Annotated in this window: 22 protein-coding genes; 6 read left to right on the top strand and 16 right to left on the bottom strand. The window is 45.9% G+C overall.

Features of this window, described 5'->3' with window-relative positions; all coding sequences use genetic code 11:
• Positions 1-476 precede the first annotated feature (476 nt).
• Positions 477-1,361 (top strand): DMT family transporter, encoded by an 885-nt coding sequence (locus tag PEB0122_RS02530; protein WP_083639784.1) that lies wholly within the window; start codon positions 477-479, stop codon positions 1,359-1,361.
• A 671-nt stretch (positions 1,362-2,032) separates the two neighbouring features.
• Here the strand turns inward: PEB0122_RS02530 and PEB0122_RS02525 are convergent.
• From PEB0122_RS02525 to htpX, 5 genes are all read right to left on the bottom strand, one after another.
• Entirely contained in the window at positions 2,033-2,176 is a 144-nt protein-coding gene (locus PEB0122_RS02525) for a DUF1127 domain-containing protein (protein ID WP_075915412.1), read from the bottom strand.
• An 818-nt stretch (positions 2,177-2,994) separates the two neighbouring features.
• Positions 2,995-4,611: a bifunctional phosphoribosylaminoimidazolecarboxamide formyltransferase/IMP cyclohydrolase gene (gene purH / locus PEB0122_RS02520; protein WP_075915411.1), complete on the bottom strand. Its 1,617-nt coding sequence runs from the start codon at positions 4,609-4,611 to the stop codon at positions 2,995-2,997.
• A gap of 155 nt (positions 4,612-4,766) precedes the next feature.
• Positions 4,767-6,404 (bottom strand): heparinase II/III family protein, encoded by a 1,638-nt coding sequence (locus tag PEB0122_RS02515; RefSeq protein ID WP_083650207.1) that lies wholly within the window; start codon positions 6,402-6,404, stop codon positions 4,767-4,769.
• A 382-nt stretch (positions 6,405-6,786) separates the two neighbouring features.
• Positions 6,787-8,157, bottom strand: a complete 1,371-nt coding sequence (locus tag PEB0122_RS02510) for an RsmB/NOP family class I SAM-dependent RNA methyltransferase (RefSeq protein WP_075915409.1) — start codon at positions 8,155-8,157, stop codon at positions 6,787-6,789.
• Positions 8,158-8,167: 10 nt separating this feature from the next.
• Positions 8,168-9,124: a zinc metalloprotease HtpX gene (gene htpX, locus PEB0122_RS02505; protein ID WP_075915408.1), complete on the bottom strand. Its 957-nt coding sequence runs from the start codon at positions 9,122-9,124 to the stop codon at positions 8,168-8,170.
• 83 nt (positions 9,125-9,207) lie between these two features.
• Between htpX and PEB0122_RS02500 the strand changes: the two genes are divergently transcribed.
• Positions 9,208-9,420 carry a DUF1674 domain-containing protein gene (locus PEB0122_RS02500; protein WP_075869416.1) on the top strand — a complete coding sequence of 71 codons (213 nt, stop codon included), beginning with the start codon at positions 9,208-9,210 and terminating at the stop codon, positions 9,418-9,420.
• Between the two features lie 526 nt (positions 9,421-9,946).
• On the opposite strand, the gene rpsP is transcribed toward PEB0122_RS02500, so the two are convergent.
• From rpsP to ffh, 3 genes are all read right to left on the bottom strand, one after another.
• Positions 9,947-10,336, bottom strand: a complete 390-nt coding sequence (gene rpsP / locus PEB0122_RS02490) for a 30S ribosomal protein S16 (protein WP_075913820.1) — start codon at positions 10,334-10,336, stop codon at positions 9,947-9,949.
• Positions 10,337-10,418: 82 nt separating this feature from the next.
• A complete protein-coding gene (locus PEB0122_RS02485) occupies positions 10,419-10,724 on the bottom strand; it encodes a chorismate mutase (protein WP_075869905.1) in 306 nt (101 codons plus the stop codon).
• Positions 10,725-10,747: 23 nt separating this feature from the next.
• Positions 10,748-12,292, bottom strand: coding sequence for a signal recognition particle protein (gene ffh, locus PEB0122_RS02480; RefSeq protein ID WP_075869418.1), 1,545 nt, complete (start codon positions 12,290-12,292; stop codon positions 10,748-10,750).
• Positions 12,293-12,603: 311 nt separating this feature from the next.
• Here ffh and PEB0122_RS02475 point away from each other — a divergent pair, with 311 nt between their 5' ends.
• A complete protein-coding gene (locus PEB0122_RS02475) occupies positions 12,604-13,422 on the top strand; it encodes a lytic murein transglycosylase (RefSeq protein ID WP_075869419.1) in 819 nt (272 codons plus the stop codon).
• A gap of 180 nt (positions 13,423-13,602) precedes the next feature.
• Here PEB0122_RS02475 and PEB0122_RS02470 read toward each other — a convergent pair whose 3' ends face one another.
• From PEB0122_RS02470 to PEB0122_RS02460, 3 genes are all read right to left on the bottom strand, one after another.
• Positions 13,603-14,241 (bottom strand): carbonic anhydrase, encoded by a 639-nt coding sequence (locus tag PEB0122_RS02470; protein WP_075869420.1) that lies wholly within the window; start codon positions 14,239-14,241, stop codon positions 13,603-13,605.
• Positions 14,242-14,277: 36 nt separating this feature from the next.
• Positions 14,278-15,153, bottom strand: coding sequence for a pyridoxal kinase (gene pdxY / locus PEB0122_RS02465; RefSeq protein ID WP_075915406.1), 876 nt, complete (start codon positions 15,151-15,153; stop codon positions 14,278-14,280).
• Positions 15,154-15,513: 360 nt separating this feature from the next.
• Positions 15,514-16,551, bottom strand: a complete 1,038-nt coding sequence (locus PEB0122_RS02460; RefSeq protein ID WP_075915405.1) for a DUF2125 domain-containing protein — start codon at positions 16,549-16,551, stop codon at positions 15,514-15,516.
• Positions 16,552-16,693: 142 nt separating this feature from the next.
• On the opposite strand from PEB0122_RS02460, the gene PEB0122_RS02455 reads away from it, so the two are divergent.
• Positions 16,694-17,212: a gamma-glutamylcyclotransferase gene (locus PEB0122_RS02455; RefSeq protein ID WP_075915707.1), complete on the top strand. Its 519-nt coding sequence runs from the start codon at positions 16,694-16,696 to the stop codon at positions 17,210-17,212.
• Between the two features lie 64 nt (positions 17,213-17,276).
• Here the strand turns inward: PEB0122_RS02455 and PEB0122_RS02450 are convergent, their stop codons facing one another.
• The 5 genes from PEB0122_RS02450 to PEB0122_RS02430 all read right to left on the bottom strand — a co-directional run bounded on the left by PEB0122_RS02450 (position 17,277) and on the right by PEB0122_RS02430 (position 22,572).
• Entirely contained in the window at positions 17,277-18,008 is a 732-nt protein-coding gene (locus PEB0122_RS02450; RefSeq protein WP_075915404.1) for a glutamine amidotransferase, read from the bottom strand.
• Positions 18,009-18,022: 14 nt separating this feature from the next.
• Positions 18,023-18,511, bottom strand: coding sequence for a tellurite resistance TerB family protein (locus PEB0122_RS02445; protein ID WP_075869424.1), 489 nt, complete (start codon positions 18,509-18,511; stop codon positions 18,023-18,025).
• Between the two features lie 246 nt (positions 18,512-18,757).
• The gene (locus tag PEB0122_RS02440) at positions 18,758-20,323 is read right to left on the bottom strand and encodes a heme biosynthesis protein HemY (RefSeq protein ID WP_075915403.1); all 1,566 of its coding nucleotides are present in this window, start codon (positions 20,321-20,323) and stop codon (positions 18,758-18,760) included.
• A 16-nt stretch (positions 20,324-20,339) separates the two neighbouring features.
• Positions 20,340-21,797 (bottom strand): COG4223 family protein, encoded by a 1,458-nt coding sequence (locus PEB0122_RS02435; RefSeq protein ID WP_075915402.1) that lies wholly within the window; start codon positions 21,795-21,797, stop codon positions 20,340-20,342.
• 88 nt (positions 21,798-21,885) lie between these two features.
• Positions 21,886-22,572, bottom strand: a complete 687-nt coding sequence (locus PEB0122_RS02430) for a uroporphyrinogen-III synthase (RefSeq protein WP_075915401.1) — start codon at positions 22,570-22,572, stop codon at positions 21,886-21,888.
• 249 nt (positions 22,573-22,821) lie between these two features.
• Here PEB0122_RS02430 and tsaD point away from each other — a divergent pair, with 249 nt between their 5' ends.
• Both tsaD and PEB0122_RS02420 read left to right on the top strand, forming a co-directional pair.
• Positions 22,822-23,898 (top strand): tRNA (adenosine(37)-N6)-threonylcarbamoyltransferase complex transferase subunit TsaD, encoded by a 1,077-nt coding sequence (gene tsaD, locus PEB0122_RS02425; protein WP_075915400.1) that lies wholly within the window; start codon positions 22,822-22,824, stop codon positions 23,896-23,898.
• Complete coding sequence (locus PEB0122_RS02420) at positions 23,895-24,884, top strand: NAD(P)H-dependent glycerol-3-phosphate dehydrogenase (RefSeq protein WP_263969860.1); 990 nt, start codon at positions 23,895-23,897, stop codon at positions 24,882-24,884. Before tsaD ends, PEB0122_RS02420 begins: the two co-directional genes overlap by 4 nt.
• Positions 24,885-24,887: the final 3 nt, after the last annotated feature.

Genomic DNA, 24,887 nt, shown 5'->3' with positions numbered 1-24,887 from the left:
TCATCGGAATCAAATTTTATAGTCCTTCAAGGGACTTGCATATTTGATAAAGATTCGATCTATCAAACTTAATGAAAATACTTTTTTGATGCAGAAATATTCCGAAAAAATCATTTTCGATGAAAGCCTTCCGGATTTAAATAAATAAAATAATAATGCACATAAAATACCGGCGCTATTCGTAGTCTTTTATCCTGAAGATTTATAAATACATTTCACGAACAAACTGTTTTTCTGCCCCTTTTCTTTTTCTCATCTTTTATCATATTGATATTTTTGAACCGACAGACCCGCAACTTCGCGCAACTACTGAATTAAAACTCGTAAATAGGTGCTGATAATCTGGATGTGCCGATCATTTTTTAACAAGTGAATTCGATTAAGGGGAATCCAGTCGGGCTCATTCGGATACGGGTGCGGATAGGCGAATGCGAACAAGCAGGCAAAACAGGTAAATGCCGAAGGAAGGATCAAGCATGTTTTATGGAGTTTTTCTTTCCTTTGCATCTTATGCCGCCTATGCAATGAGCGACGCCTGCGTCAAATTTATTGACGGTGCGCTCCCGCCTTATGAAACAGCCTTTTATGGCGCGCTCATTGGTATCATTGTTATTCCATTTTTAAAAAATCGAGATAATAAATGGATAGACATTGTGCGTTCACAAAACTGGCCAATGTGGTTTTTGCGAACAATCTCGGGTGCATTCGGCGTTATTGGCAGTGTTACAGCTTTTACACATTTATCAATGGCCGAGGCATTTACACTTATATTTTTGCAACCCCTCTTCGTCAGCATCCTTTCCATGGTATTTTTAAAAGAAGCCATCGGGTGGCGACGTTGGTCGGCTATCATCATCGGCTTTATCGGTGTGCTTGTCGTTTTGCGACCGGGCTTTCGTGAACTCAATATCGGACATGTGGGAGCTGTCTTTGCCGGTTTGAGCGGTGCTATTTCCATTATTATTGTCCGCCATATGGGGGGACGTGAAAAACGCATCACTCTCTATTCCAGCGGAATTATCGGTTCGATTGTCATTTGTGGTTTATTGAGCCTCCCCGGTTATATCGAACCTCATAACTTCGAATGGATTTACCTTGCCGGTTATGGATTATTTGCCGCTCTTGGCGCGCTTTTCCTTATGGCTGCGGCTCGTCGTGTTCCCGCCATAGCTATTGCCACCCCTCAATATAGCCAGATGATCTGGGCGATATTATTCGGCTACTTCATTTTCAACGACCATCTTGATCTTCCTATGATCATTGGCATTATCCTTATCATGGCTTCAAGCCTGTTAACTTTCATGCGCGAAAAGCATCAGCACACTCAAACAACGCCACAAAACGCCACACCACAAAAATGATGAAATCCACCCCTCATCCCGTTTAAGAATTCTTCGCTTGAAATGAAAAGTGAAAGTTGAAAATGCATGTAATCGGGAGAATGTACAATATTATAATGCCCGCATCTTAGGGCAGACTTGCCAGACCATGTTCATCGGGAAAGGTGCTGTTGATTCAATGGTTTTGTAGGTTTTTGGCGCTATCTACACCGAGATATCATTGTGCTTTCAAAGTGCACACTTTTAAATCAGGCGTTTTCTTCCTTTTGTGATCCTGATTTTCTCATTCAATCCTGAAAACTCTTTAATAGTGCGGGAGAGCCATGAACCAAATTTGTAAAAAAGTTCCCACGATAGAGCCCGAGGGAAATAGCTCGCGAGCTTTTAGCCTTCTCTACGGAGAGAATAATCTCTGCAATCAGTGACCCCATGCCGAGAGACCCTCTAATATAGACAAGCTATAAACCATACTGATGTATTGATTACAAAGACTAAAATAAAATTCGGAAACAAAAAACGCTTGGCCCACAGGATGTGAGAACGGAGCTGATTTTACCTAAAGCGCCAAACTAGTGTTTACGATCAAAAAAACGCCTGCTGCGGGAGGAGGCAGCAGACGTTACGAAGGGAAAGCCTCAAGGGAAGGAAAGGCTTTCCACACAGAGCCCGAGGGGAAAAGGCTCTGTGAGCTTTTAGCGTGCTGTACGGCGAGCTATCTCCGCAATCTCGGAACGGGTAATGCCGAGATCGTTCAATTCATGAGCAGAAAGACGACTCAATTCATTATAGGTCGTGCGATAACGGAGCCATTTATTAAAACTACGAAGGAGGTTCATGACACTCACCTGATTAATACTACTATGTTGGAATTTGTTGAGGCGTATATAGTCTTGCCTTTCTGAATTGAGGAGTGACAAGATTGCATAGCTGCTGTGCAACGTTTAAGCATTTTGCATATTTTTTAGTCACAATTCGTTAAGAATTGTCAGCTTTTTGCCTCATTTCGCGACATCCGGCCTTATTTAAGCAATAAAACGCTGGCTCTTGCCATAATTCTTATCAAAAATTTCATGAGAATTGTTTTAAATTAAGCCAAATTACAAATTTGAACGAAAGAAATTCTAGTTTCCTTTTCAAAACAACTTGCAGGATGAAGATATTTTCTAACAAAACTCTTAAATCATGGTTAATTTTTCGTTAATTGCAACCAGCTCCACGGACATGAATATATTGTTGTCGATGGCAAATAATTTGTTGATATGAGAATTGACTAATCCGGCTATCGTCTAAAGTCTCGATACTATCTCAAGCAAGGAACGCTGTATCCGTTTCATTCAATCGAGGCTTATATGCATTGCAATTATTCCTGCCACATTTCCAATGCGACATGCGTCATATTTACACCGCCTATTCAAGAAAAGTAGCCAATTTTATAAAAACATCAGGTGAATCCATCAAAACAACGCATAACCTGCTTTAAAAATATTTTCACCCAAATAATCGCTATTTTTCTCCGATGCTTCCGTTTTGAAGCTTGGCCAACGTAGTTTCTGTTCAATTCCGGCAAGTATCAGAAACAGTCGTAGCATTAAAAAACTGCCGGAATTGATCCGGCAGCTTTTCCTTGTATGAAATCTTTGTTCTTTCCATCCATTCAGTGACGGAAATGCCGCATACCGGTAAAGACCATTGCAATATTGTTTTCGTCGGCGGCTGCAATCACCTCGTCGTCGCGGATAGAACCGCCGGGCTGGATAACTGCTGTTGCACCCGCTTCAACAGCCGACAACAATCCATCGGCAAACGGGAAGAAAGCGTCGGAGGCAACGACCGAACCTTTGGTTAAAGGTTCACTCCTGCCGGCGATTTTAGCTGCATCGAGAGCCTTATGAGCGGCAATACGGGCGGAATCCACACGGCTCATCTGACCGGCACCTATACCGACTGTTGCATTATCCTTCACATAGACAATGGCATTCGATTTGACGTGTTTGGCGACCTGGAAAGCAAATTTGAGATCGCGCATTTCAGCTTCGGTCGGTTGGCGTTTTGTGACTACCTTTAATTCGAGATCGTCAATCACACCGTTGTCGCGCGTCTGAACCAACATGCCGCCAGATACGGTTCTCATTGTCAAACCGGGAGCACGCGGATCAGGCAGACCACCGGTAATCAGAAGACGCAGATTCTTCTTCTTAGCAATGATCTCGCGGGCCGTTTCTGTAGCATCCGGTGCGATAATAACTTCGGTAAAAATTTTGGTAATTTCCGTAGCACAATCTTCGTCAAGCGGACGGTTCAGCGCAATAATACCACCGAAAGCCGAAACAGAATCGCAAGCCAAAGCTTTGAGATAAGCTTCTTTCAACGTTTTGCCTTTGGCAACCCCGCAAGGATTGGCATGTTTGATAATGGCGACCGCTGCACTCTTTTCCGGATCGAATTCGGCAACGGTTTCAAAGGCTGCGTCGGTATCATTGATATTGTTATAGGAAAGCTGTTTTCCCTGTAAAACCTGTGCTGTTGATACACCAAAACGTTTTTCACCAGTAAGATAAAAGCCGGCCTTTTGATGCGGATTTTCGCCATAGCGCATAATCGTTTCAAGTTCGCCGCCGATTGCACGCCATTTCGGCGTATCAATTTCAAGCTTTTCGGCAAACCAGTTCGATATTGCTGCATCATATGAAGCTGTACGGGCAAAAGCACGGGCAGCCAGCATGCGACGGAAGGAAAGCTTCAGACTGCCTTCATTTTTATCAAGTTCAGCCAATACCAGATTATAATCATCCGAATCTGTTACAACCGTAACATAGGCATGGTTTTTTGCCGCCGCACGAATCATTGCCGGACCACCAATGTCGATGTTTTCGACAATAGTTTCATTATCGGCACCGGAAAGTCTTGTTTCCTCGAATGGATAAAGATTGACAGCAACAAGATCAATGCCGACAATTCCGTGTTTTTTCATCGCGGCCTGATGTTCGGGATCATCACGGATTGCAAGTATGCCTCCATGAATTGCCGGATGCAAAGTTTTGACCCGACCATCCATAATTTCCGGAAAACCGGTTACTTCGGAAACATCTTTGACAGGCAAGCCGGCTTCAGCCAGAGCCTTTGCAGTACCACCTGTCGAAATAAGCTCGACACCATATTCGTGGAGTCGCGTTGCAAATTCGATAAGACCGGTTTTATCCGATACGGAAATAAGTGCCCGACGCACCCGAAGCAAATCGGGCGCGGGAATGTGTTTCGATGTCACAGTCATAGTATTGTTCCTGATAATTACGCAGAAGAAATAACCTTGACTGCCATAGCACAGGAAGTTGGAAAAAACACTCTGTGAATAGAAAAGTGAACGGTTTTGACTTGGAACTTTTAGATAAGCTTTTTTCAAAATACCTTCATTTTCGAGCCAAATACTTAGCTTGCTCCGGTAATACGTGTAAACCGCCAACGGATTTTTTCGGTTAAAACCGGTCGAAAATTCAAGACAATCTGACGTGTCCGTTTAGGGCCATTCACATCTGCAAAATCTATTGAATCTTCAAGTTGAATATCGGCATCGGGCGACATAAAATTCCACGCATCTCCTCCCACAACTTCCAGACGCAAGCTGCTACCATCATGGCTCACCTCGACATGCGGATGAAGATGGAAACGCACCGCTACATTATCACGGCCATCGCTTTTGATGGATTTGCCGGCAGGCGCAAAAAAGTGGTCATAACCGTCGATAATATTGCCATTGGACATTAGCAGCAATCCACGCTCGTGGATCATGTTGAATGATCCGAGATAACCGTTATGACTTGCTACAAAACCGACACGGTCGGGTTCTTCAACGCGCTTTATATTGACAATAGTCGGGCCGCTTATGAGCGCCGCAGGGCTGTTACCTTTGCGCTTATGGAATTTACCGGACGATGTATCATTCAATGTTGCCGTCGAATGGGCTGCAGTCGCCCGCGCCATCAAAGCATAATCGGCCGGTCCATAAGGGTCGATTCCCGCATTGATAATAAAACGGTCGGCACCTGAGGACATTTCAAAGGAAAGGCAACCTGCGGCCGCCTGATAGGAAACCTGACGCGGCGGTATGGTTCCGGTATCGGCAATGATCGTTGTGTTATTGGCATAAAGTCTTTGATAGCCGGAATAGGGAGCATGTGAAAAAGGCATACCGGCTGTCTCGTCGAGTTTCAAAACGACCGCCAAACGTTCCGGCAAAACCGGTCCGACACCGTTGAAATGGGCAAGTGTCTGATCTTGATGAACAAAAAACCGCAAAGCCGGTAACATGCGTTCAACCGAATCAACCAATATTCTCGGTGCCGTCTCTTTGCTGTGGGCATAAAGGTGACGCAGTGCGATAAGATCGGTCAAAAGCGAAAGCAATGTTGCGGGATTGCGCGAAATATGCCCGCCATCCGGCAATATTTGTCGGGTCAACGAGCGGGTAAGCTGCGCCTGTGCTGCCTTCTTCATTGAAGGAGACACTGGCAAACAAATGGACGCAAAACATAAAGCAACTGCCGCCTCAAGACGGTTTTCATCCTCGTCCATATTGCGGATAGCTGTTCTTAAAAACCGTGCATGAAAACCTAATGCACGCAAAAACCGGCGTTCGAAATTTTCATTTGCTCCATCAAGCAACATTCGTGCATGGCAAAGCCAGGAAATCAGTCTTCGTGCCGCAACATCGGGATACCAAGCAGGTCCTTTGACATGTTTTCCGGATTGTTCAAGCCAATCATTGAGCAAAGAACGGGCATGGGCATTGGCAAGAGGAGTGCGTGCCGCATCAAGATGCCGGAGCCAACTGAAATCGTTAAGTGCCGCTTCCCAAGCCGGTGTTGGCGGTTCGATTGCAAAAGGCGAGATTGACCCTGTTTGCACAATCCGTCCGGCAAGTGCGAATCGGCCATGATAGAATTCATGCGCCATTTCCGGATCGGCCAAATGAAGATCGACCGGTTCGGCAAGAATGCGCTGCGGGCGAAAGCCCGAAAAACGCCAACGAAATAATGGTCCGACGCACAGACGCCGCAACAAACGCATCGCAGCATAGAGCGCCGGCGACGTTTTATATTGCTGATCAACTGTAGTGGACACGATCGGAACTCCAAGAAAACAAATTTGAGGGTATTTTCTTTGATTAAGGTGAATGATTGGTTAATTTTAATAAAAAACTGCTGATCCCCCCTCTTCAAAGGATGGAAAATCTTATCATCAATTTCCCGCAAAAAAGCATAGGTCTTATGCCGGTTTCCATGCGTTCAGCCTTGAAATGTCAGCGATAAAAATTGCAAATTTTGTACTTGCTATTTTAACTTCGCAAATAGAATAAATTAAAGGCTTCAAGAATTTACACTTGCCGATTTCTCTTTTGTCAGGACAAAGCGGCACAAAAATTGAAAATAATAGCGTCGTAACGGAAAATTCAGGAAATACGTTGGAATCTGGCAGCAAAAAAGCCATCCATCCCTGATAATGATGGTGTTTGTCCTTCAAGATCGGCGGGGGTTGTACGCAAAACACCGTTTGATAAAAGCTCTTTTCTTCCCGCCACTTCCTCATCACGGATTGGCACGAGCTTGATGTCATTGCGGCTTGAAAGGACGTTATTGACGAGCTCTTCACCTTCCTGTCGGGCAATTGAACAATTTGCAAAAACAATCAAGCCGCCAATTTTGACAAGCGAAATGGAAGCGACAAGAAGTTCACGCTGTAATTTTGCAAGTTTTTCAACGTCACTAATATCTTTTGTCCATAAAATATCAGGGTGTCTTCTGATCGTTCCGGTCGAAGAACAGGGCGCGTCAAGCAAAACAGCATCGAAAAGCTCTTGCGGTTGGAAGTCTTTAAGGTTGCCAGCCCATGTTGCAACCTTCAAATCGAGCCTTTCCATATTGCGTTGTAAACGCTTCAGGCGGTTTTCAGAAAGATCGATTGCCGTTACACGGGCTCCCTGAATGGCAAGTTCTGCCGTTTTTCCGCCGGGTGCTGCACATAAATCTGCAACAGTTTTATCTTTGATATCACCGAGCAAACGGGCGGGAAGAGAGGCGGCCGCATCTTGCACCCACCATTCCCCTTGCTGATAACCTTCAAGATCGCTTACCGCCCCTTCGACATGTTCAAGCCGGACTGTGCCATTGAAGAGAACATGCCCGCCGAGTTTTTCCGCCCATATTTCAGGGTTGCTTTTGACTGAAATATCGATTGGTGGTTCATTTGCCTGTGCGGCAAGAATTTTCGCTGCCTTTTCACGACCATAGTTTTCAACAAGCATTTCCGAAAACCATGCCGGAATATTTTCCGTTGCTGAACTTTGCGTCCGTTCCTTATCGGCATTGCGGGCAAGTTTTCGCAAAATCGCATTGACAAGTCCTGAAAAACGCTGATTGCGCGGGTCGCTTTTAGCGGCCGTGACAGCAAGATCAATTGCCGCATGGTCAGGAACGTCAAGATAGAGCACTTGTGCAGCCGCGACATGGAGAAGATGCCTTAAGGACAGGGCATTTTGCGGCAAAGGCCGATCAAGATAAGACTTAAAGATTCTTTCAATATCGGCACGATGGCGAAGTGCTGCCCCCAAAATAGCGCGCACCAGCATACGATCGCGCATTTCAAGTGCCAAATATTGGGGATGTCCGTGCTCATTATCAGTGAGGCCATCAAGCGAAGTCTTTTTGTCAATCACTGCCGAAAGAAGGCGGGCTGCTGCCTGTCTTGCCGGAAGTCCCGGAACAGCGGAAACAGATTTTTTCTCTGACAAACCGGATTGATCTATTTTACGTTTATTTGCCAATATCGACTCATTATGACCATGGACCTTTTGGTGTGTTATTGCGCATCCATGACGGGCGTTCAACAGTGCGGCGCATATTTTCCCATGGGGAACCGCTTGTTGTCGTAATATTCATTTCCTCGGCCTGTTTACGCAAAGCTGCAATACGATTTTCTGTCGAGGGGTGGGTCGAAAAAAGATTATCCGCTCCGCTGCCATTCAGGGGATTGATGATAAACAAATGTGCCGTTGCCGGATTATGCTCTGCTTCCTCATTGGGAATAGTTTCAACACCACGGGCAATTTTGTTCAAAGCCGAAGCAAGCCATAGCGGATTTCCGCATATCTGCCCGCCACGTTTGTCGGCCGCATATTCGCGTGTTCTGCTGATCGCCATTTGCACAAGCATAGCAGCAAAAGGCGCGACAAGCATCGCGATAATCGTACCGATAATACCGGATGAATTGGAGTTGCCATTGGAATCGCGGTTACTACTGCCGAAAAACAATGCAAAATTGCCAAGCATAGAAATGGCACCGGCAATCGATGCCGTTATCGTCATTGTCAGTGTGTCATGGTTTTGCACATGTGACAGCTCGTGCGCCATGACACCGGCCAGTTCTTCCGGACTAAGGGCGTTCAACAGACCCGCTGTGGCCGCGACAGAAGCATGTTCAGGATTGCGTCCTGTTGCAAAAGCATTGGGCTGGGCATCATCAATCACAAAGACTTTCGGCTGGGGGAGACCGGCTTTTCTGGCAAGGTCGCTGACAATCCGGTAATATTGGGGGGAACTGCGCTCATCAACCTGACGTGCACCATACATACTCAAAACCATTTTATCCGAATTCCAATAGGAAAACAGATTCATTCCGGCTGAAATGAGAAATGCGATCATTGCACCATTACCGCCGCCAATCAGGTAACCGACGCCCATCAATAGTGCCGTCATGAAAGCAAGAAGCATGGCGGTACGCATAAAATTCATTGTCAACAACTCCGATATAAAGCATATTCGTCCTTATATGATGGTGAATATCTCCATTTTCTTCAATGGAAGACATATTAAAAATGACTGACAAGCAACAAGAACAAACGGCGAATAACGAACAATCTGAAAAAAAAGAACTTCCGCCTGCTGCACAAAGAGCACTGAAAGAGGCTGAAGAACGGCGTAAAAAAGCCAAAAAAACCGACGCGCCCAAGGAAATTGGTGGCCGTGGTGGCAACGATCCTTCACGCTATGGAGATTGGGAAATAAAGGGACGGGCTATCGACTTCTAATTTTTGAAAGTTGATCCAGTTAACCTGACTTCATTGAACAACTCAGTTCGTTTCAAGCGATATTGGCTCGCTTGGCGTAATACTGCTCTTTTAATATTCTTAAAACAATTTGTTACACAAATTTTCAAAACCGGCTTTTACAAGCTGTTGTTTCGGGTTCCATCAATTTTTATTTTGAGCCTGAACTTTTTCGTCGTTCTTTCCATTCGGTAATGGACAATACAGAAAGCTTTCGCGCCTTTCCGGCTTGATCAGACAGGTTTTGGCATTTTTTTTAAAAAGCTTTGTTCATTGCTTGCCGCAAATGATTGATCATCAACCGCTTTTCTGCCGGTTTAGAGCCGTTGCTGCAATCCATTCCGGTTATAAACTTACACCGCGAGATAAAATGAAGAACGCAAAAAAATCATTCAATTCTTCATTTATGAGTCACACAGGATTCCAACAAAAAACGGGCCTCAAGCGCCCGTTTTTTAATTTCTTTTCCTGACTTATCAAAAGTCTCGAAAACTTCAATTTTAAAATCTTATTCGGTTGGCTGGGCTGCTTCCTCGGCAGGAGCAGCTGCGGCAGCTTTGGCTTCTTCTTCAGCCTGTTTGGCAGCAGCAATACGTTCCTGAGCTTTTTTGCCCGGAAGCGCTTTATTCGGATTGTTGCGTGGTTTGCGTTTGAAAAGACCGGCGGCATCAAGGAAACGTGCAACACGATCTGTCGGCAAAGCACCATGACTAAGCCAATATTGAATGCGCTCGTTATCCATCTTTATGCGATCATTCTCGTCGGCAAGCATCGGATTCCAGAAACCGACACGTTCGATAAACCGGCCATCACGCGGGCTGCGGATATCGGCGATAACGATATGGTAGTAAGGACGCTTTTTTGAACCTGCGCGTGACAGACGAATTTTCAACGACATGTTTTATCTCCTATTGTCGGTTTTGGTTTTTTAACCAATCGGGTTGCCGCCGGCCTTTTCGTGTTCCGGCAGAATTGTTTTCTTATTTCGAATTAAGTTTCAAAGCTGTCGCTTCATGGTGACGAATAACTTCTTTGACAATAAAACTTAAGAATTTCTCTGCAAAATCAGGATCAAGATGGCTTTCTTCTGCAAGCTTGCGCAGACGAGCTACCTGACGTTTTTCACGTGACGGATCGGCGGGCGGAAGGCCGTATTTTGCCTTTAATACTCCGACAGCTTTGGTGCAGCGGAACCGTTCGGCAAGGATATGCACAAGTGCGGCATCAAAATTGTCAATCGACTCACGAAGTTGCAAAAGCTCTTCAGGAATTTTCGTATCACTCATAATCTTCAACGTTTCTTCGTTTTTCAATGCTTTTTCGGCAGGCCGGGAAGCCCTTGGAATTTTGTTCCGCTTGAAGGCAGTCCGGGTAATGTCCCGCCACCAAGACCGGGAAGTTTGTTTCCAAGGCCTGCACTTTCAGCCTGTTTCTGAATTTTTTCCAATTGCTTGGGATCCATTGACGAAAGATCGGGAAGACCACCACCCAAACCGCCAAATCCCAATTTGGCGCCAATGCCGCCCATCATCTTCTGCATCAGACCGCCTTTGCCTTTGCCGCCCATCATTTTCATCATGTCGGCCATCTGGCGATGCATTTTAAGAAGTTTGTTGATGTCGGCCGCATTGGTACCCGACCCTTTGGCAATGCGCTGTTTGCGGCTATGTTTCAAAAGATCCGGATTGGCACGTTCTTCTTTGGTCATGGAAGAAATAATGGCCAATTGGCGGTTAAAAAGATTGTCGTCAAGACCGGCAGCCGCAATCTGGTCTTTCATTTTTCCGATACCTGGCATCATACCGAGAATGCCGCCCATGCCACCCAATTTTTTCATTTGCTTGAGCTGTTCGGCCAAATCGCTCAGGTCGAATTTGCCCTTTTGCATTTTTTTGGCAAGTGCGGCGGCTTTTTCCTGATCTATTGTTTCGGCAGCTTTTTCAACCAGCGAAACAATGTCGCCCATACCTAGAATACGATCGGCAATGCGACGAGGATGGAATTCTTCCAGCGCTTCCATTTTTTCGCCGGTTGCAATGGCCTTGATCGGTTTGCCGGTCACAGCGCGCATGGAAAGAGCAGCACCACCGCGCCCGTCACCATCCATACGTGTCAATATGATACCGGTAATGCCCACACGCTCGTCAAACGAACGGGCAAGGTTGACAGCATCCTGACCGGTCAGACTATCGGCAACGAGCAATATTTCATGTGGTGCGGATTTGGCCTTAATGTCGGCCATTTCGACCATGAGCGGCTCATCAATATGGGTGCGACCGGCAGTGTCGAGAATAACAACATCCTGACCGCCAAGTTTGGCCGCCTGAACAGCACGGGCAGCTATTTCCACCGGTGTCTGGCCGGCGATGATCGGCAATGTCGGCACATGAATCTGTTCGCCGAGCTGGCGCAATTGTTCCTGAGCTGCCGGACGACGCGTATCAAGAGAAGCCATCAAGACTTTCTTGTTCTGTTTTTCAGTAAGACGTTTGGCAATTTTTGCCGAAGTTGTGGTTTTACCTGAACCTTGCAGGCCGACCATCATGATAACAACCGGTGAAGGTGCATTAAGGTCTATTGAAATGCCTTCCGTGCCAAGCATTTCCACCAACTCGTCATGAACGAGTTTGACAACCATTTGCCCCGGTTTGATTGATTTCAAGAGATTGGCACCAACCGCCTTTTCACGGACACGGTCGGTAAAGGAGCGCACAACATCAAGTGCAACATCGGCTTCAATCAGCGCACGACGGACCTCACGCAGAGCGGTTGCAACATCCTGCTCCGACAGGCTTCCCCGCCCTGTCAGATTGTTCAGAATGGTGCCCAGACGTTCCTGTAAGGAATCAAACATTGTCTACCTCTTTAATAAGCCAACAAACCCGAACCAAACGAAACACGCACCCGAGGGCGCATCGCGCTGTCGGATGTTGACCTCCGGGATCTCTTTATACCATTACGGGTCCCGGTCGGTGGCTCCAAGTCTGATAAGCTTGTCGCAGATTTAAAGCGTCTTAAAACAGCAAAAGGAGCATCTTGTCAAGGTTTATGCATAATGTATTTGATAAAGTGTAATCCTACTTGGTTTCAGAACCAACTTGTTATAAGCGATAAACAACATTTTACCTGCACAAAGGTTAGGTTTTTTAAGAAGGAACAGCTCGAATGTTTTGTAAAAGCGCGATAAAGGCCGGTTTTATCGGCTTGGCATTTGCCGCAACCACCGGAGTTGCCCTTGCAGCTCCAAAATGCGGAAGTACTTCGGCCGGTTTTGAAAACTGGGTAGAGGCAACCAAGCAGGAAGCCGCAGCAAACGGAATTGGCAAGCGTGGTATAGCCGCCTTGGATAATGTGCACTATGCCCAAGCAACCATCAATGCAGACCGCGGCCAGAAAAGTTTCAAACTAAGCCTTGATCAATTCATGAAGAAGCGTGGTTCATCAACCATTGTTGCCCGTGGCAGAGTGATGAAAAAGCAAAATGCGGCACTGTTTGACCGGCTTGAGAAAAAATACGGTGTTGCATCCGGCCCGGTCATTGCCATTTGGGGTATGGAAACGAGCTTCGGTTCCTTTATGGGAAAACAACATACGCTGTCAGCCGTTGCAACATTGGCTTATGATTGTCGGCGTAGCGCCTTTTTTACCGACCAGCTCTATGCAGCTTTGAAGCTGATTGACCGCGGAGATTTCGATCCGAATTCTATCGGTGCTATGCATGGCGAGATCGGGCAAACACAATTCTTGCCAAAAAACGTTCTGCTTTATGGCGTCGATGGTGATGGTAACGGTCATATCGACATGATCAATTCGAAGGCCGACGCCCTTGCTTCGACATTCAATTTCTTGCGCGCCCATGGTTGGAAACCAGGACAGGGTTATCAACCTGGAGAACCCAATTTTGCGGCCATCCAAGGTTGGAATGATGCAAGCGTTTACCAACAATCAATTGCTATCATGGGTAAACAGATAGACGGCAATTGATAAAACGGCCTACCGTGAAATAGCAGCGGTCGGAATTGTTTTCTGCCGATGACAAGTAGAAGTTATTGACCCGTTATTGCTTCAATATTTTAAAAAATGGAAAAAGCCTGCCTGATCGGCAGGCTTTATCATATTTAATAGTCTGTTCAACCGGCTAGCCGGTTCAAAAAACGAAAATCATTATTCGGCACGGGTAAAGTCACCGCTACGCCGGTCCATAATCCATAATTCACCTGTTGCAATATCGAACCATGCACCATGAAGCGTAAGCTTTCCCTGTTCTTCACGCTGTTTTATCCACGGAAACGTACGCAGATTATTTATCGAATAGCGGATGGAAATCCGCTCGAGTGCTGTTTGACGTTCACTTGAAGTCATCAATGTATTGGTTGCAACAGCTTCGGCAGCCGGTGTCAAAAGCCCCATCCACTTGCCGATAAAATCGACAGAAGAAAGCGGCTTTCCCTCAAGGTCAAGTGCACTACGTATACCGCCACAGCGTGCATGTCCAAGTACAACAATGTTTTTGACCTTCAATGACTGGACCGCAAATTCCAACGCGGCCGACGTCGCATGATATTCTTTATCGGGATGAAAAGGTGGAACCAGATTGGCCACATTGCGCATAACAAATATTTCACCGGGATCGGTATCGAAAATTGTCTCGGGCGCAGTGCGTGAATCGCAGCAGGCTATAACCATTGTCTCGGGTTTTTGCCCTTCATAAGCCAATTGTTTATAGCGCTCACGTTCATGAACAAGCCGTGTGTTCATGAACGTATGATAGCCATTTAAAAGCTTTTCGGGAAAATCAAACATAAATCATCACTTGGCGGTATCTGCGTTCTTCGCCTGTTACTTATTCTTGGACATGTCCGCCGTATCTTTGAGATAACGCAACGTAACGCGCTCGGCGAGTGTTCCTAAACGATGAAGCCCGCTTTCAAGCATCAGCTCGTAAGCATTGTGCCTCGTTGTTTCCATAAGCAATGTGTAAACAGAAGCCGTAGCAAAACGGAGAGCATCTTCTTCATTGTCACCATCAAGAATGCGGGCAAGGAAAAGTGCAGCTGTGAGATCGCCCAGACCATTGACCGGATCTTTCACCAACGGATGTTCGGCGAGCAGAATTGATTTATCTGTTACAAGCAGATTGCCGGTAGCATTTTTTAAAAGTGGCCAGGCAGAAGTAACAAGAGTTGTTTTGCACCCCACTTTTCGTGCAGCGGCGATAATCTCGTGATTGGTCTCAAGTTTTTTTGACACAATCCACTCAAGTTCCGAGCGATTGGGTTTCAAAATATCGGCAAGTGGCAACAGTTGTTCGACTGTTTCTTTGGCAATGTCTTCTCCGACATAAAGCCCACCTTCATCGCCCAGAACCGGATCACAAAAATAGACAAGATGCGGATTTTTCTGTTTGAGCGTTTTGATAAGATCGGCTGTAATCTTGATCTGTTCGGCACTTCCGAAATAGCCGGTCATAACCGCTGCAATTTCTCCTACCCATTTCGAGCGGATGATATCATCAGCCCATGCCTTGAAATCTGCAACCGGCACAACGAGACGATGGGATGGACCATGACGCGGTTGCCATGTCATGCTGACGGTCAACATATCCCAGACAGCATACCCCATTTGTTCAAGAGCGTTGACACTCACACGCGTTCCAACCGAACCGCGAATAACGTGGCTTGAAATAACAAGAACAGATTTTCCAGAATTGCTCATCAACAATGCCTTCTTTATAAAACAAGCTTTTATTTAAAACCTGTTGCCCCCTGTCACAAGTGCGAAAGTGATGATTGGTGCCAAGAATATCGAGCCCGCTAGAACCGGAATTAAAATTCGCGAGCGCGCAAACGTATATCCCAGGTAGTTTTAGTGAACCGTTGTCCGACTTATCCATTGCTTTTTATAAAGCATTGATTTATTTACATAAAAATAATCTAGAATAAAATTTTCGTGCTCATTTTAAATGAAATAATTCCGGCTTATAGTACAACTTATAACGCGAAAGGCATGAAGGAAACGCGTCATCAATGATGGCAAATTATCTATCCTTTTACGCCCGTGCGGAAACTTAAAATATCAAATCGGGTCGATATGCCCGATTTTGAAAAAGGCCAAACGGACCTCGCCATTTTTTATCGAAAGCTGCAAAACCGGATCGCCTTTGTCATTCTTCTGCATGGCATTTAACGCAAAAAAGATTGTTTTAAGATTGTCAGCCTGAGAGGGAAATGCATTACGTGCTGTTTGCAACAGCTTGTTCTGGTCACTAATGGCTATATCGAATTTTGCATTGAGATACCCTTCATCGTTGAATGAAAAAGGCCCCGAAACGGTTATCGAACCACCGCTTTCAAAACGGACTGTCGACGATTTCAAAAAGCCCTTATGACCCCGCATGCGTTGAAGCGGATCGATTTCGTCTTCACTCACTTCAAAAAGCGAAAAAGCTTGGTCGATTGACCATCTGATATCTCCGCTCATTTCCGGAACAGGTGTATTTTCGTGCGGAATTATCAAGGGCAGAACCAGATTTTCAAACGTTAATCTGGCATCAAGATTGGTATTCAATCCATGCGCATCAAAACGCAAAAACTTTGCTGTTGTTCTATCGATCAATTGGCCGGCTTCCGCTTTCGAGCCGATTTCTAAATTGTCTGTGCGCAAACTGACTGCATCGGGGATTTTCCCGCTCATATCGGTTTCAATCGCCATTTGGCTCCATTTTGCCGAAAGTGGAACGAGTCCCGGAAATTCGAGAGAGATGGGTGCTGTCAATGACAGTTCGAGCCAACGCGGTGCATAAACAGGTGCACCGGCAATTATTTTTTCACCCGAAAAGGCAAAACCTTTCATCAATTGTTGCAAATTGACTGTGTCACAGGAAACACCAATTCTGAGCGGATAGCCGGTTTTATGCATATTCTCGCATAAAACGACAAAGCCGCTTTCATTATAGGTGGCCAATTGATTGGCAACTTTTTCTTCGACTTTATTTGCCAGAAAATACCAGACGATTGTGTAGAGTATAACAATTACCACAACGGCAAATACACCCCGAACAATATATCTGTGATTGACCGATTTGCGTTGAGGCTCGAAGTCGAATGAAGACATCTGAAGTTTTTACTCGCAATTTCCATGAAAAATTTTTGCCGATCATAGAGAATAAGTCTTTATATCTCCATAGACATTTATGTTTTTTTTAGTGCATATATCAAAACCATGTAAAAGTGCATGTGATGAGGATGAGCAACAAATGCACGATTTTTGGGTTTTCGGCTATGGCTCTTTGATGTGGAATCCGGGTTTTACCTATGATTTTATGTCGCCTGCCCGACTTTACGGCTATCATCGTTCCTTATGTATCTATTCCAACCATTATCGCGGAACTGTCGAAAATCCGGGTCTCGTTCTGGGGCTTGATCGCGGCGGATGTTGCGACGGGCTCGCTTTTCACGTTCCGGTGGAAGACACAAAAAAAACCTATGATTATCTGATCAGGCGCGAACAGGTAAACAGTGTCTATATAGAAAAGTTGAAGCCGATCCACCTGAAAGACGGCCGCATAGTCAACGGATTGTTTTTTGTTGCAGATCACTCGCACGAACAATATGCCAAAAAGCTTGATCGGGAAAATATGGCGCTCATTATCCGCCAAAGTCATGGATTTGCCGGTTCCAACGTTGATTACGTGGTTAATACTGCCGCAAGTTTAAGGAAAATGGGCATTCCCGACAAGTCCCTGGAAAAGCTTGCAAAACTTCTCCAAGACTGATCGACTTGAAACAATCTACAACCTTTAAAACCGCATTCGATATTACAGGTCAGGATTGAATGTTTTACTTCGGCTTGCCGAACATTTTGACAAGTGCTTGTTCGATCCAGCGACGTAACGCCGGATCATAGATGAAACGTCCTTCCAGTTGCGACTTTGCGCATTGGGCGCCCTTCAACTCTAAACGTTCGGCACCGTGCACCACCCAACGCTGCATCATGGCACGCGTCAATTCGGAATGGAATTGCAAACCCCACGCATTTTCACCATAGCGGAAAGCTTGTGTAGGATAAGTATTCCCCTTGGCCAGAAGCTCCGCACCTTGTGGCAAATCATAAATGCCTTCGCTATGGAAATGATAAACCATTTTTGGCCAGTCCATGACGCGTTTGCCACTTCCAGTCGCTTCAATCGGATACCAGCCGATTTCGACTTCACCATCGCTACGTGGTTTGACTGTTCCACCAAGATTCCGTGCAAGCAATTGTGCCCCGAGACAAATACCGAGAAACGGTTTATTTTCTTTAAGCGCAACCGATATCCAATCCATTTCGCGATTGATAAACGGCTCATTGTCATTAGCACTCATCGGGCCACCAAAAATGATTGCTCCTGCATAATCTTTCAATGTTGTTGGAAGACAATCTCCTAACACCGGCCGGTAAATGCTCAACTCGAAGCCGTTCTTCTGCAAGATTTGGCCGATGCGTCCGGTACTTGAAGAGGCCTGATGCAAAACAACCGCTATTTTTTGCTTTTCCTCTTTCGGGGAAATTTTTTCATCCGCCAATGACATTCTATCCCAATAACCTATTTAGTTTCTGGCAGGCCTTTCGGTTTTTCCGGAAGTTGTTTCCTTTGGCCCACCATTTTCTTCAATTCCAGTCGATCCTTACGGTCAACGCCAATCATTTCCGCAATCCGCCAGATCAGCGTATCTTCCAACTCGTAAATATAACCATCAGCATAAGCAATTTCCCACAGCACGCCGATAAATTTGATGCATTCTTCTTTTGTAAGATGGCGTTTTAATGTCGAGGTAAAGTTGAAGATGTCGAGACTGTCACGATTGGCTGCCTTACCAGCTTCAATCAAGGCTTTCACATCCGGTTCAGCGAGTTCGAATTCGTGGGAGACGATGTCATAGAGGACTTTTTTCTCGACACCCTGTTCCTGACCATCGGCATCAACAATGTGAAAAGCCAGAGCAACCGCTGCTACCCGCGGATCATCGTTGCCAAATTCGGGACCACCTTTCCCAAGCGATCTTATAAAGTCTTCCAGATGCTTTAATATCAATCCCTGTCCTCGCTTCTAGAGTTGTCATGCATGTTACTTTGCATAAATTTTCTTTAAAAAACTTCACTATTCAAGTTTTGTGTTCATGCGGATTTCTCAATAGGCTTGGCATATGTTCCGACATGCCGCTTAACAGATCATTCCCGCTCTCGTAGAAGTTATAAAACGAGTTACAACGGAAGATATGATCGACGATCAAATTTTCCCAAATACTTTTTTGCGCACATATCATTTCTTACGGACGCATTATTTCTTATGCACACCGGGATCATCAACATTGATGCGGGTCGCATCGACAGGAGTTTCCGGTTTTGACGGGTCAACAGCATCGACAATCATAACCGGTTTGGTATGGAATGTCTGTGTTCCCTTATTTTTGTCTTCCCTGTCTTTTAAATTTGTTGACCTAACGTTGGCATTCATCGTGTTGCCACGATCCGTACTAGCAGTTTTTTTAATTTTGACCGGTGCTTGTTCGATTGTAGCGGGAATGACTTCATCAGGATTTAAGGTCAATCCCGGAGTGCGTGAAGGAGCCTGCCACCGAAATGCATCCAATTTGCCGCTGATGGGCGAGACAGGTTGCCACTTGTCAAAAGTTTTGCCATCTGCCATCCAAACCGGATCACGATCAGCACGCACTGCCAGAGACAACCATTGACGTACCCGCCCCTGATCTCCGCTTTGCGCTTCTTCAATATCGGCAAGCAAAAGATAGGCACTCTCGCGGGGTGCAATCTTTACCGCCTTTTCCGCCTGATCACGGGCAAGCCCAAGTTCGCCTGCATCGAAAGCCGAGCGGGCAACAATGAAGCATGATTCAAAGGCTTGCGGATTTTTTTGGGCAAGAGCTTTTGCTTTTTTCAAGCGGTCAACAGCACGTTCTTCACCATTGAGATAAAGAGTTGCCAGATCGGCATGGGGTGACTTTTTCCATAAATTCTCAATGAGCCTGTCGGCTTTGCCGATTTCATGTTGACGATAGAGAATATCGGTTGCCACAAGTGTTGCAGGCACAAATGACGGGTCGAGTTTTTGGGCTTTCAGCGCAGTTTTCCTTGCTTCATCAGGGTAATATTCGAACATATCTCTGGCCTGACCGGTCAAAAGAACCACACGCTTATGTATGAGTTTTTTATCAGACCGTTCAGCCCGCGGCAGAGATTTAACTTCCCGATCAAAAAGCTCAAGCGCTTTTTCCCACGAACCTTCAGCGCATAACCGGTCGAGCATTGCCTGATTGGCCCATGTTAGCGATGGGGCTATCGAACTTGCTTTTTCAGCATATTGACCGGCGGCTTCATAGGCACCCGATCTCATTGCTTCACGATAAAGCCCATAAAAACCCGCAAGCTGTGTTTTCGGAGATTTGCTCATCTCCTCGTAAACGCGAAGTGCACCGGGAACATCATTTGCAATAAGTAATGTTTTTGCGTCCAGAAATTTGGCAAGAGGTTCATTTTCGCTATCAAGATAACGGGCAACACGCTTGTTCATGCGTTTGGCCGTATCGACATCGCCCGATAAAGCTGCAAGAAGTCCGCTTGACAATGCTTCACGACCTTTTTTCTGCCGTTGTTCCTCAAGGTGACGGGAGAGTTTATAAGGTGCTGAAAAAACCGATTTCAGGATGAAGAGCAAAAACAAAACGACAACAACCAGCAGAACGAAAGCAATCACTGCTGTCAAAACAGAAACAGTGACCCGGCTTGAACCGAAGTCCATCACCAGATTGCCGGGATTATTGGCAAGCCAGGCAAAACCGGCTCCAAGAATTGCTATTACAAGAACGTAAAAGAGTACGCGAACCATTTTTCTTCATACCCCTCTAATTCAAGTTTTGCGGCGTAGACGAAGACATAAGGCTATTCAATATCTCCGATAAAACCGCATCGGCATCACGCCGTATTTTCAACTTCGAGACAAAATCGGATGAAACATCCTTGGCACTTTGTGGCAGATTTTGCCATTCGCTCAAGGCACGTTCATTGTCACCTTTCTTGATTGCCACTTCCATTCTTGCAGCAATCGCACCGGCACTATTTCCCTCGACATTGCCGACAGGGCGAGAAGTGACGAGGCTTTTCGCGCTAGCCCATAATTTTTCACCAAACCCTGCATCATCTGCCGGTTTATCGTCTGTTTTCGCAATCCGATCGGCAACACGTGCAAAGTCATTTGAAAGTTCGGCCTGATTGGGTACACCTTTGTCGGCATATTGCTTGAGATTATCAAGCACAGTCATATCTGGAGCAGTGTTTTCAAGTGTGCCAAGTTCGTTCGCATAGGAACCACCGCGATCAATAGCATTCTTAAGCGCATTTGCCGCTGTTATTGCCGCGACATCTTTACCTTGAATGGGCGTCTTGATCTCGCTTTTTATCTCTTCTACCTGCTTCTGCAATTGATCTATATTTTGAGCATTCTCTTGAGCTAGATCGAGAGCCTTAACCGATTTTTCCGAAATCGCGGGCAGAGTTTGCAACCGGTTTTGAATGTCGGTAAATTTGTTTGTCAGAATTTCGGCTGCCTGCGGATTGGTGTTATCGCGGACGGAAGAATTGACAACATTGTTCAATGTCTCAACATTATCAATCACGCCCGACAATTGTTCGCCCATAGCATTTGTTTTACTGTCGAGTTCACTGACATGAGCCACAACTTTATCAAGCGCCTGCCGATCGGCAGAAGAAAGCTCTGCTGTTACAGTTGCACCATCCACCGCATTCTGTTTGAGACTTACAATTTCGTTTTCAAGATTTGCCAATTTGGTTTGCGCAGACCTATCCTGCTCTGAAAAACCTGGCAATAAACCGCTCCATTGCAGGCCTGCTCCGACGATAAGAGCGATGACACCTCCGGCGACACCCGAAGCAAAGTGGCTGAGGCTGCTCCCCCCTTTTGTTCCACTCACGCTTTCTTGTCCGAAAGATGGTGAGCCATTATTATTCTTTCCACCTTTATGGGAGATCTGGTCACTTGCCATTTTTACCCCACTTTTCTCTCTATCGGTTCCATAGGCCGTTTTCGTGTCGGCGGGCTTTAATGTTGCATCCTGATTAGCAGACTTTTTGGTTTCGGTCTTAGGCTCAGCGGATATTTTAGCACCGGAAGTTTTATCACTTTGCCGTTGGGCTTCTGTTAGAAAGCTTTCCTGATTGGCGTCAATAACAACAGGTTCGGCTTCCGGAATCTCGGTTTTTTCTGCATGAAGATCGACCAATGGGGGCTTACGGGTTTTACCCGAATGTTGAAGTTTAGCCTTTGGTTTTTGAGGCTCTGCCATAGCTCCTCGCTTTCCTTGTTTAGTCCGTGACCAGAATACCGGCGTGAAATGAAAGAATGGTTTATATCATTAAAATAGGAAAAATACTTTAAGCCAATATTGCCTTCACCCCATCCAACATCGCATCTTCATTCGGTTCATATGCTATAACCGGCGCATTCAAAAACGTTTTTGGAACAGCATTTGCTATGCGCACGGAAAGACATAAAAGTACTGTTGACTGATTAATATAGCCGCTAATTTGTTTAAGACCAGCGGCAGCCATAGCTGAATAGAGCATAACGATATCGATTTTTTGCGGAATCTTCAGTTTTTGTTCGTCGTCAAGCTTTATCGGTATTGTATCATATAGTTCAATTGTCTCGAAATATTTGTATTTCTGGCGCAAATCATCCTCAAGATCCGGCCGACGTACATGACCGGCAAGATAAAGAATGCGATCGCTCGGCGCTCTTTCGATTTTGTGTCCAAGTGTTTTCGCATCGGGTGCGGCAAGGACGACATCGGAAAAACCGGCTTTTTTTGCTGCCTCTGCTGTATGTTTTCCAACGACATAGAGCGGCTTCCCACGCAATTTTTCAATAAGGTGTGGGTTTCCATATAAAAATGCCGATTCACTTGTTGCAATAACGGCGTCACAGGAAAAATCCTGCCGGAGAACCGGTAATTGAACGGTTTTCGACAAAGACAAAATATACGGAGATAACTTCAAATGACGCAAATGCTCCGCGGTTCGCGTTGCTCCGGGTTCAGGGCGCGTCACCAGAATGACCATAAAGGAAAACTCCCTCTCTTTAAAACGAACGGTTGAACCCAAGCTTTATCGCTTTTCTTCAAGACTTCACAGATTCTATTTGATAGAACTGGCTATTTGGTAAAACCGGTTTTAAAGTTGCTCTTTCAATAATAGCGAAAAAAGTTAAAACTGACAATAAAAGGCCTTGCCGACAATAAGCGTAAAGGCTCTTGGCAACAGATCGAACCTTGCCTGAAATGGCTTATAGAAAGGAACTTGAGGCGCAAAATGCGTGTTTTGGGAATTGAAACGAGTTGTGATGAAACGGCTACCGCTATCGTCGAACGCGACGAGGGTGATAAAGCCCATATCGTAAGCAATATCGTTTGGAGCCAGATTGAAGACCACGTTCCTTATGGTGGTGTTGTTCCTGAAATTGCCGCACGTGCCCATGTTGAAATTCTGGACAGGCTCGTCAAACGCGCCCTTGAAGAAGCAAAACTGGAACTCAAGGATATTGATGCCATTGCCGCAACAGGTGGCCCCGGACTGATCGGCGGATTAATTGTCGGTTTGATGACGGCAAAAGCACTGGCGCTTGCCGCAAACAAGCCCTTTATTGCCATCAATCATCTGGAAGGCCATGCACTGACAGCAAAACTCACCAATAATCTTGACTATCCCTATCTTCTGCTTCTTGTTTCAGGTGGTCACACACAGGTTATTCTGGTCAAAGGATTGGGGGATTACAAACGCCTTGGCACAACAATTGACGATGCTCTGGGCGAAGCTTTTGACAAAACGGCAAAACTGCTTGGACTTGCCTATCCCGGTGGACCGATTATCGAAAAACTGGCCGCTCAAGGTGATAATCAAAGAATTGAACTGCCAAGACCGTTGAAAGGTGAAAAACGGCTCGATTTCTCGTTTTCCGGCCTTAAAACTGCGGTGCGGCAAATCGCTATGGAAATGGCACCTTTGAGTGACAAAGATATCGCCGACATTGCAGCTTCTTTCGAACTTGCCGTGACCGACACATTGAGCGACCGCGTCGAACGTTCGCTTGCTGTTTTCAAAAACGATTATCCTGATAAAGAGGCATGCCTTGTGGTTGCTGGCGGTGTTGCCTCCAACAAAGCCATTCGCAATTCATTGCAAAAATTGTGTGACACACATGGATTCAGATTTATCGCACCGCCAATCAGTCTTTGCACAGACAATGCCGCGATGATCGCATATGCAGGACTTCAACATTTTATTCATGGTGACCGCTCGTCCTTCAATATTGCTCCGCGTTCGCGCTGGCCGCTTGATGAACACTCATCACCATTGATCGGTGCCGGACGTCGGGGAGCCAAAGCGTGAACAAAACGGGCAAAAAAATTGCCGTGATGGGAAGCGGTGCATGGGGGACAGCGCTTGCCGTTCTCTCTCATAATCTCGGGCACAATGTAGCGCTTTACGGGCGCAATCCCGAAACTGTCGAAAAAATAAACAATCATCATATCAACCCGTATTATCTGCCGGATGTGATTTTACCCTCGGGATTTTCCGCCACGACTGATGTGGCTTATGCACTCGCTTCTGCCGATTTTGTTCTTGCTGTCATTCCAGCACAGGTTTTTTCCTCTGCCTTGAATAGTTTTGCCCGCTTTATTCCTGAAAAAGCCCCGATTATTCTTTGCGCCAAAGGCATAGAACAAAAAACCGGACGCTTCATGTCCGACATTGTTTCGGATATTTTGCCCAATCATAAAATGGCGACACTTTCCGGCCCGAGCTTTGCCGAAGATGTCGCCCGTGGTCTGCCAACGGCTGTAACAATTGCCGCAAAAAACATCGAATTATCCAAAGAGATTGCACATCTGTTTTCGGGACCTGTTTTCCGGTGCTACGCGAGCGACGATATTGTCGGCGTGGAAATTGGTGGTTCGTTAAAAAATGTGCTTGCAATTGCGGCCGGTGCTGCTGCCGGACGTGGCCTTGGTGCAAGTGCACAAGCAGCTCTTGTAACCCGCGGTTTTGCCGAGTTGCGTCGCATCGGAAAGGCCATGGGTGCGAAAGCTGAAACCATGACCGGCCTTTCGGTATTGGGAGATCTTATCCTTACCTGTTCATCAGCAAAATCACGTAATTTTTCTTATGGCTTTGCACTCGGACAAGGCAAATCGACAGACGGTTTGAAACTTGCCGAAGGTGTTGCCACTGCCCCCGGGGCAGCCGGGCTCTGTCGCAGAAAAAATATCGTTGCACCGGTGATTGATGCCGTCGCCGCTCTGCTTGACAGACGCATTACCATTGACCAAGCTGTCACCATGCTTATTACCCGCCCCTTGAAATCGGAGGACTAGACA

Origin of the sequence: Ditibartonella apis, assembly GCF_001952075.1 — a bacterium.
In the GTDB taxonomy this organism is placed as follows: Bacteria; Pseudomonadota; Alphaproteobacteria; order Rhizobiales; family Rhizobiaceae; genus Bartonella; species Bartonella apis.
This window is presented reverse-complemented; position numbering and strand designations above follow the sequence as displayed.

What these genes read in the sequence shown, in the direction of transcription:
- PEB0122_RS02530 (WP_083639784.1), top strand. Translation starts at nt 477, where the DNA reads ATGTTTTATGGAGTTTTTCTTTCCTTTGCATCTTATGCCGCCTATGCA.
- PEB0122_RS02430 (WP_075915401.1), bottom strand. Translation starts at nt 22,572, where the DNA reads ATGGTCATTCTGGTGACGCGCCCTGAACCCGGAGCAACGCGAACCGCG.
- PEB0122_RS02435 (WP_075915402.1), bottom strand. Translation starts at nt 21,797, where the DNA reads ATGGCAGAGCCTCAAAAACCAAAGGCTAAACTTCAACATTCGGGTAAA.
- PEB0122_RS02455 (WP_075915707.1), top strand. Translation starts at nt 16,694, where the DNA reads ATGCACGATTTTTGGGTTTTCGGCTATGGCTCTTTGATGTGGAATCCG.
- tsaD (WP_075915400.1), top strand. Translation starts at nt 22,822, where the DNA reads ATGCGTGTTTTGGGAATTGAAACGAGTTGTGATGAAACGGCTACCGCT.
- ffh (WP_075869418.1), bottom strand. Translation starts at nt 12,292, where the DNA reads ATGTTTGATTCCTTACAGGAACGTCTGGGCACCATTCTGAACAATCTG.
- htpX (WP_075915408.1), bottom strand. Translation starts at nt 9,124, where the DNA reads ATGAATTTTATGCGTACCGCCATGCTTCTTGCTTTCATGACGGCACTA.
- PEB0122_RS02515 (WP_083650207.1), bottom strand. Translation starts at nt 6,404, where the DNA reads ATGCGTTTGTTGCGGCGTCTGTGCGTCGGACCATTATTTCGTTGGCGT.
- purH (WP_075915411.1), bottom strand. Translation starts at nt 4,611, where the DNA reads ATGACTGTGACATCGAAACACATTCCCGCGCCCGATTTGCTTCGGGTG.
- PEB0122_RS02470 (WP_075869420.1), bottom strand. Translation starts at nt 14,241, where the DNA reads ATGTTTGATTTTCCCGAAAAGCTTTTAAATGGCTATCATACGTTCATG.
- PEB0122_RS02475 (WP_075869419.1), top strand. Translation starts at nt 12,604, where the DNA reads ATGTTTTGTAAAAGCGCGATAAAGGCCGGTTTTATCGGCTTGGCATTT.
- PEB0122_RS02440 (WP_075915403.1), bottom strand. Translation starts at nt 20,323, where the DNA reads ATGGTTCGCGTACTCTTTTACGTTCTTGTAATAGCAATTCTTGGAGCC.
- rpsP (WP_075913820.1), bottom strand. Translation starts at nt 10,336, where the DNA reads ATGTCGTTGAAAATTCGTCTGTCACGCGCAGGTTCAAAAAAGCGTCCT.
- PEB0122_RS02450 (WP_075915404.1), bottom strand. Translation starts at nt 18,008, where the DNA reads ATGTCATTGGCGGATGAAAAAATTTCCCCGAAAGAGGAAAAGCAAAAA.
- PEB0122_RS02485 (WP_075869905.1), bottom strand. Translation starts at nt 10,724, where the DNA reads ATGAGTGATACGAAAATTCCTGAAGAGCTTTTGCAACTTCGTGAGTCG.
- PEB0122_RS02500 (WP_075869416.1), top strand. Translation starts at nt 9,208, where the DNA reads ATGACTGACAAGCAACAAGAACAAACGGCGAATAACGAACAATCTGAA.
- pdxY (WP_075915406.1), bottom strand. Translation starts at nt 15,153, where the DNA reads ATGAGCAATTCTGGAAAATCTGTTCTTGTTATTTCAAGCCACGTTATT.
- PEB0122_RS02525 (WP_075915412.1), bottom strand. Translation starts at nt 2,176, where the DNA reads ATGAACCTCCTTCGTAGTTTTAATAAATGGCTCCGTTATCGCACGACC.
- PEB0122_RS02460 (WP_075915405.1), bottom strand. Translation starts at nt 16,551, where the DNA reads ATGTCTTCATTCGACTTCGAGCCTCAACGCAAATCGGTCAATCACAGA.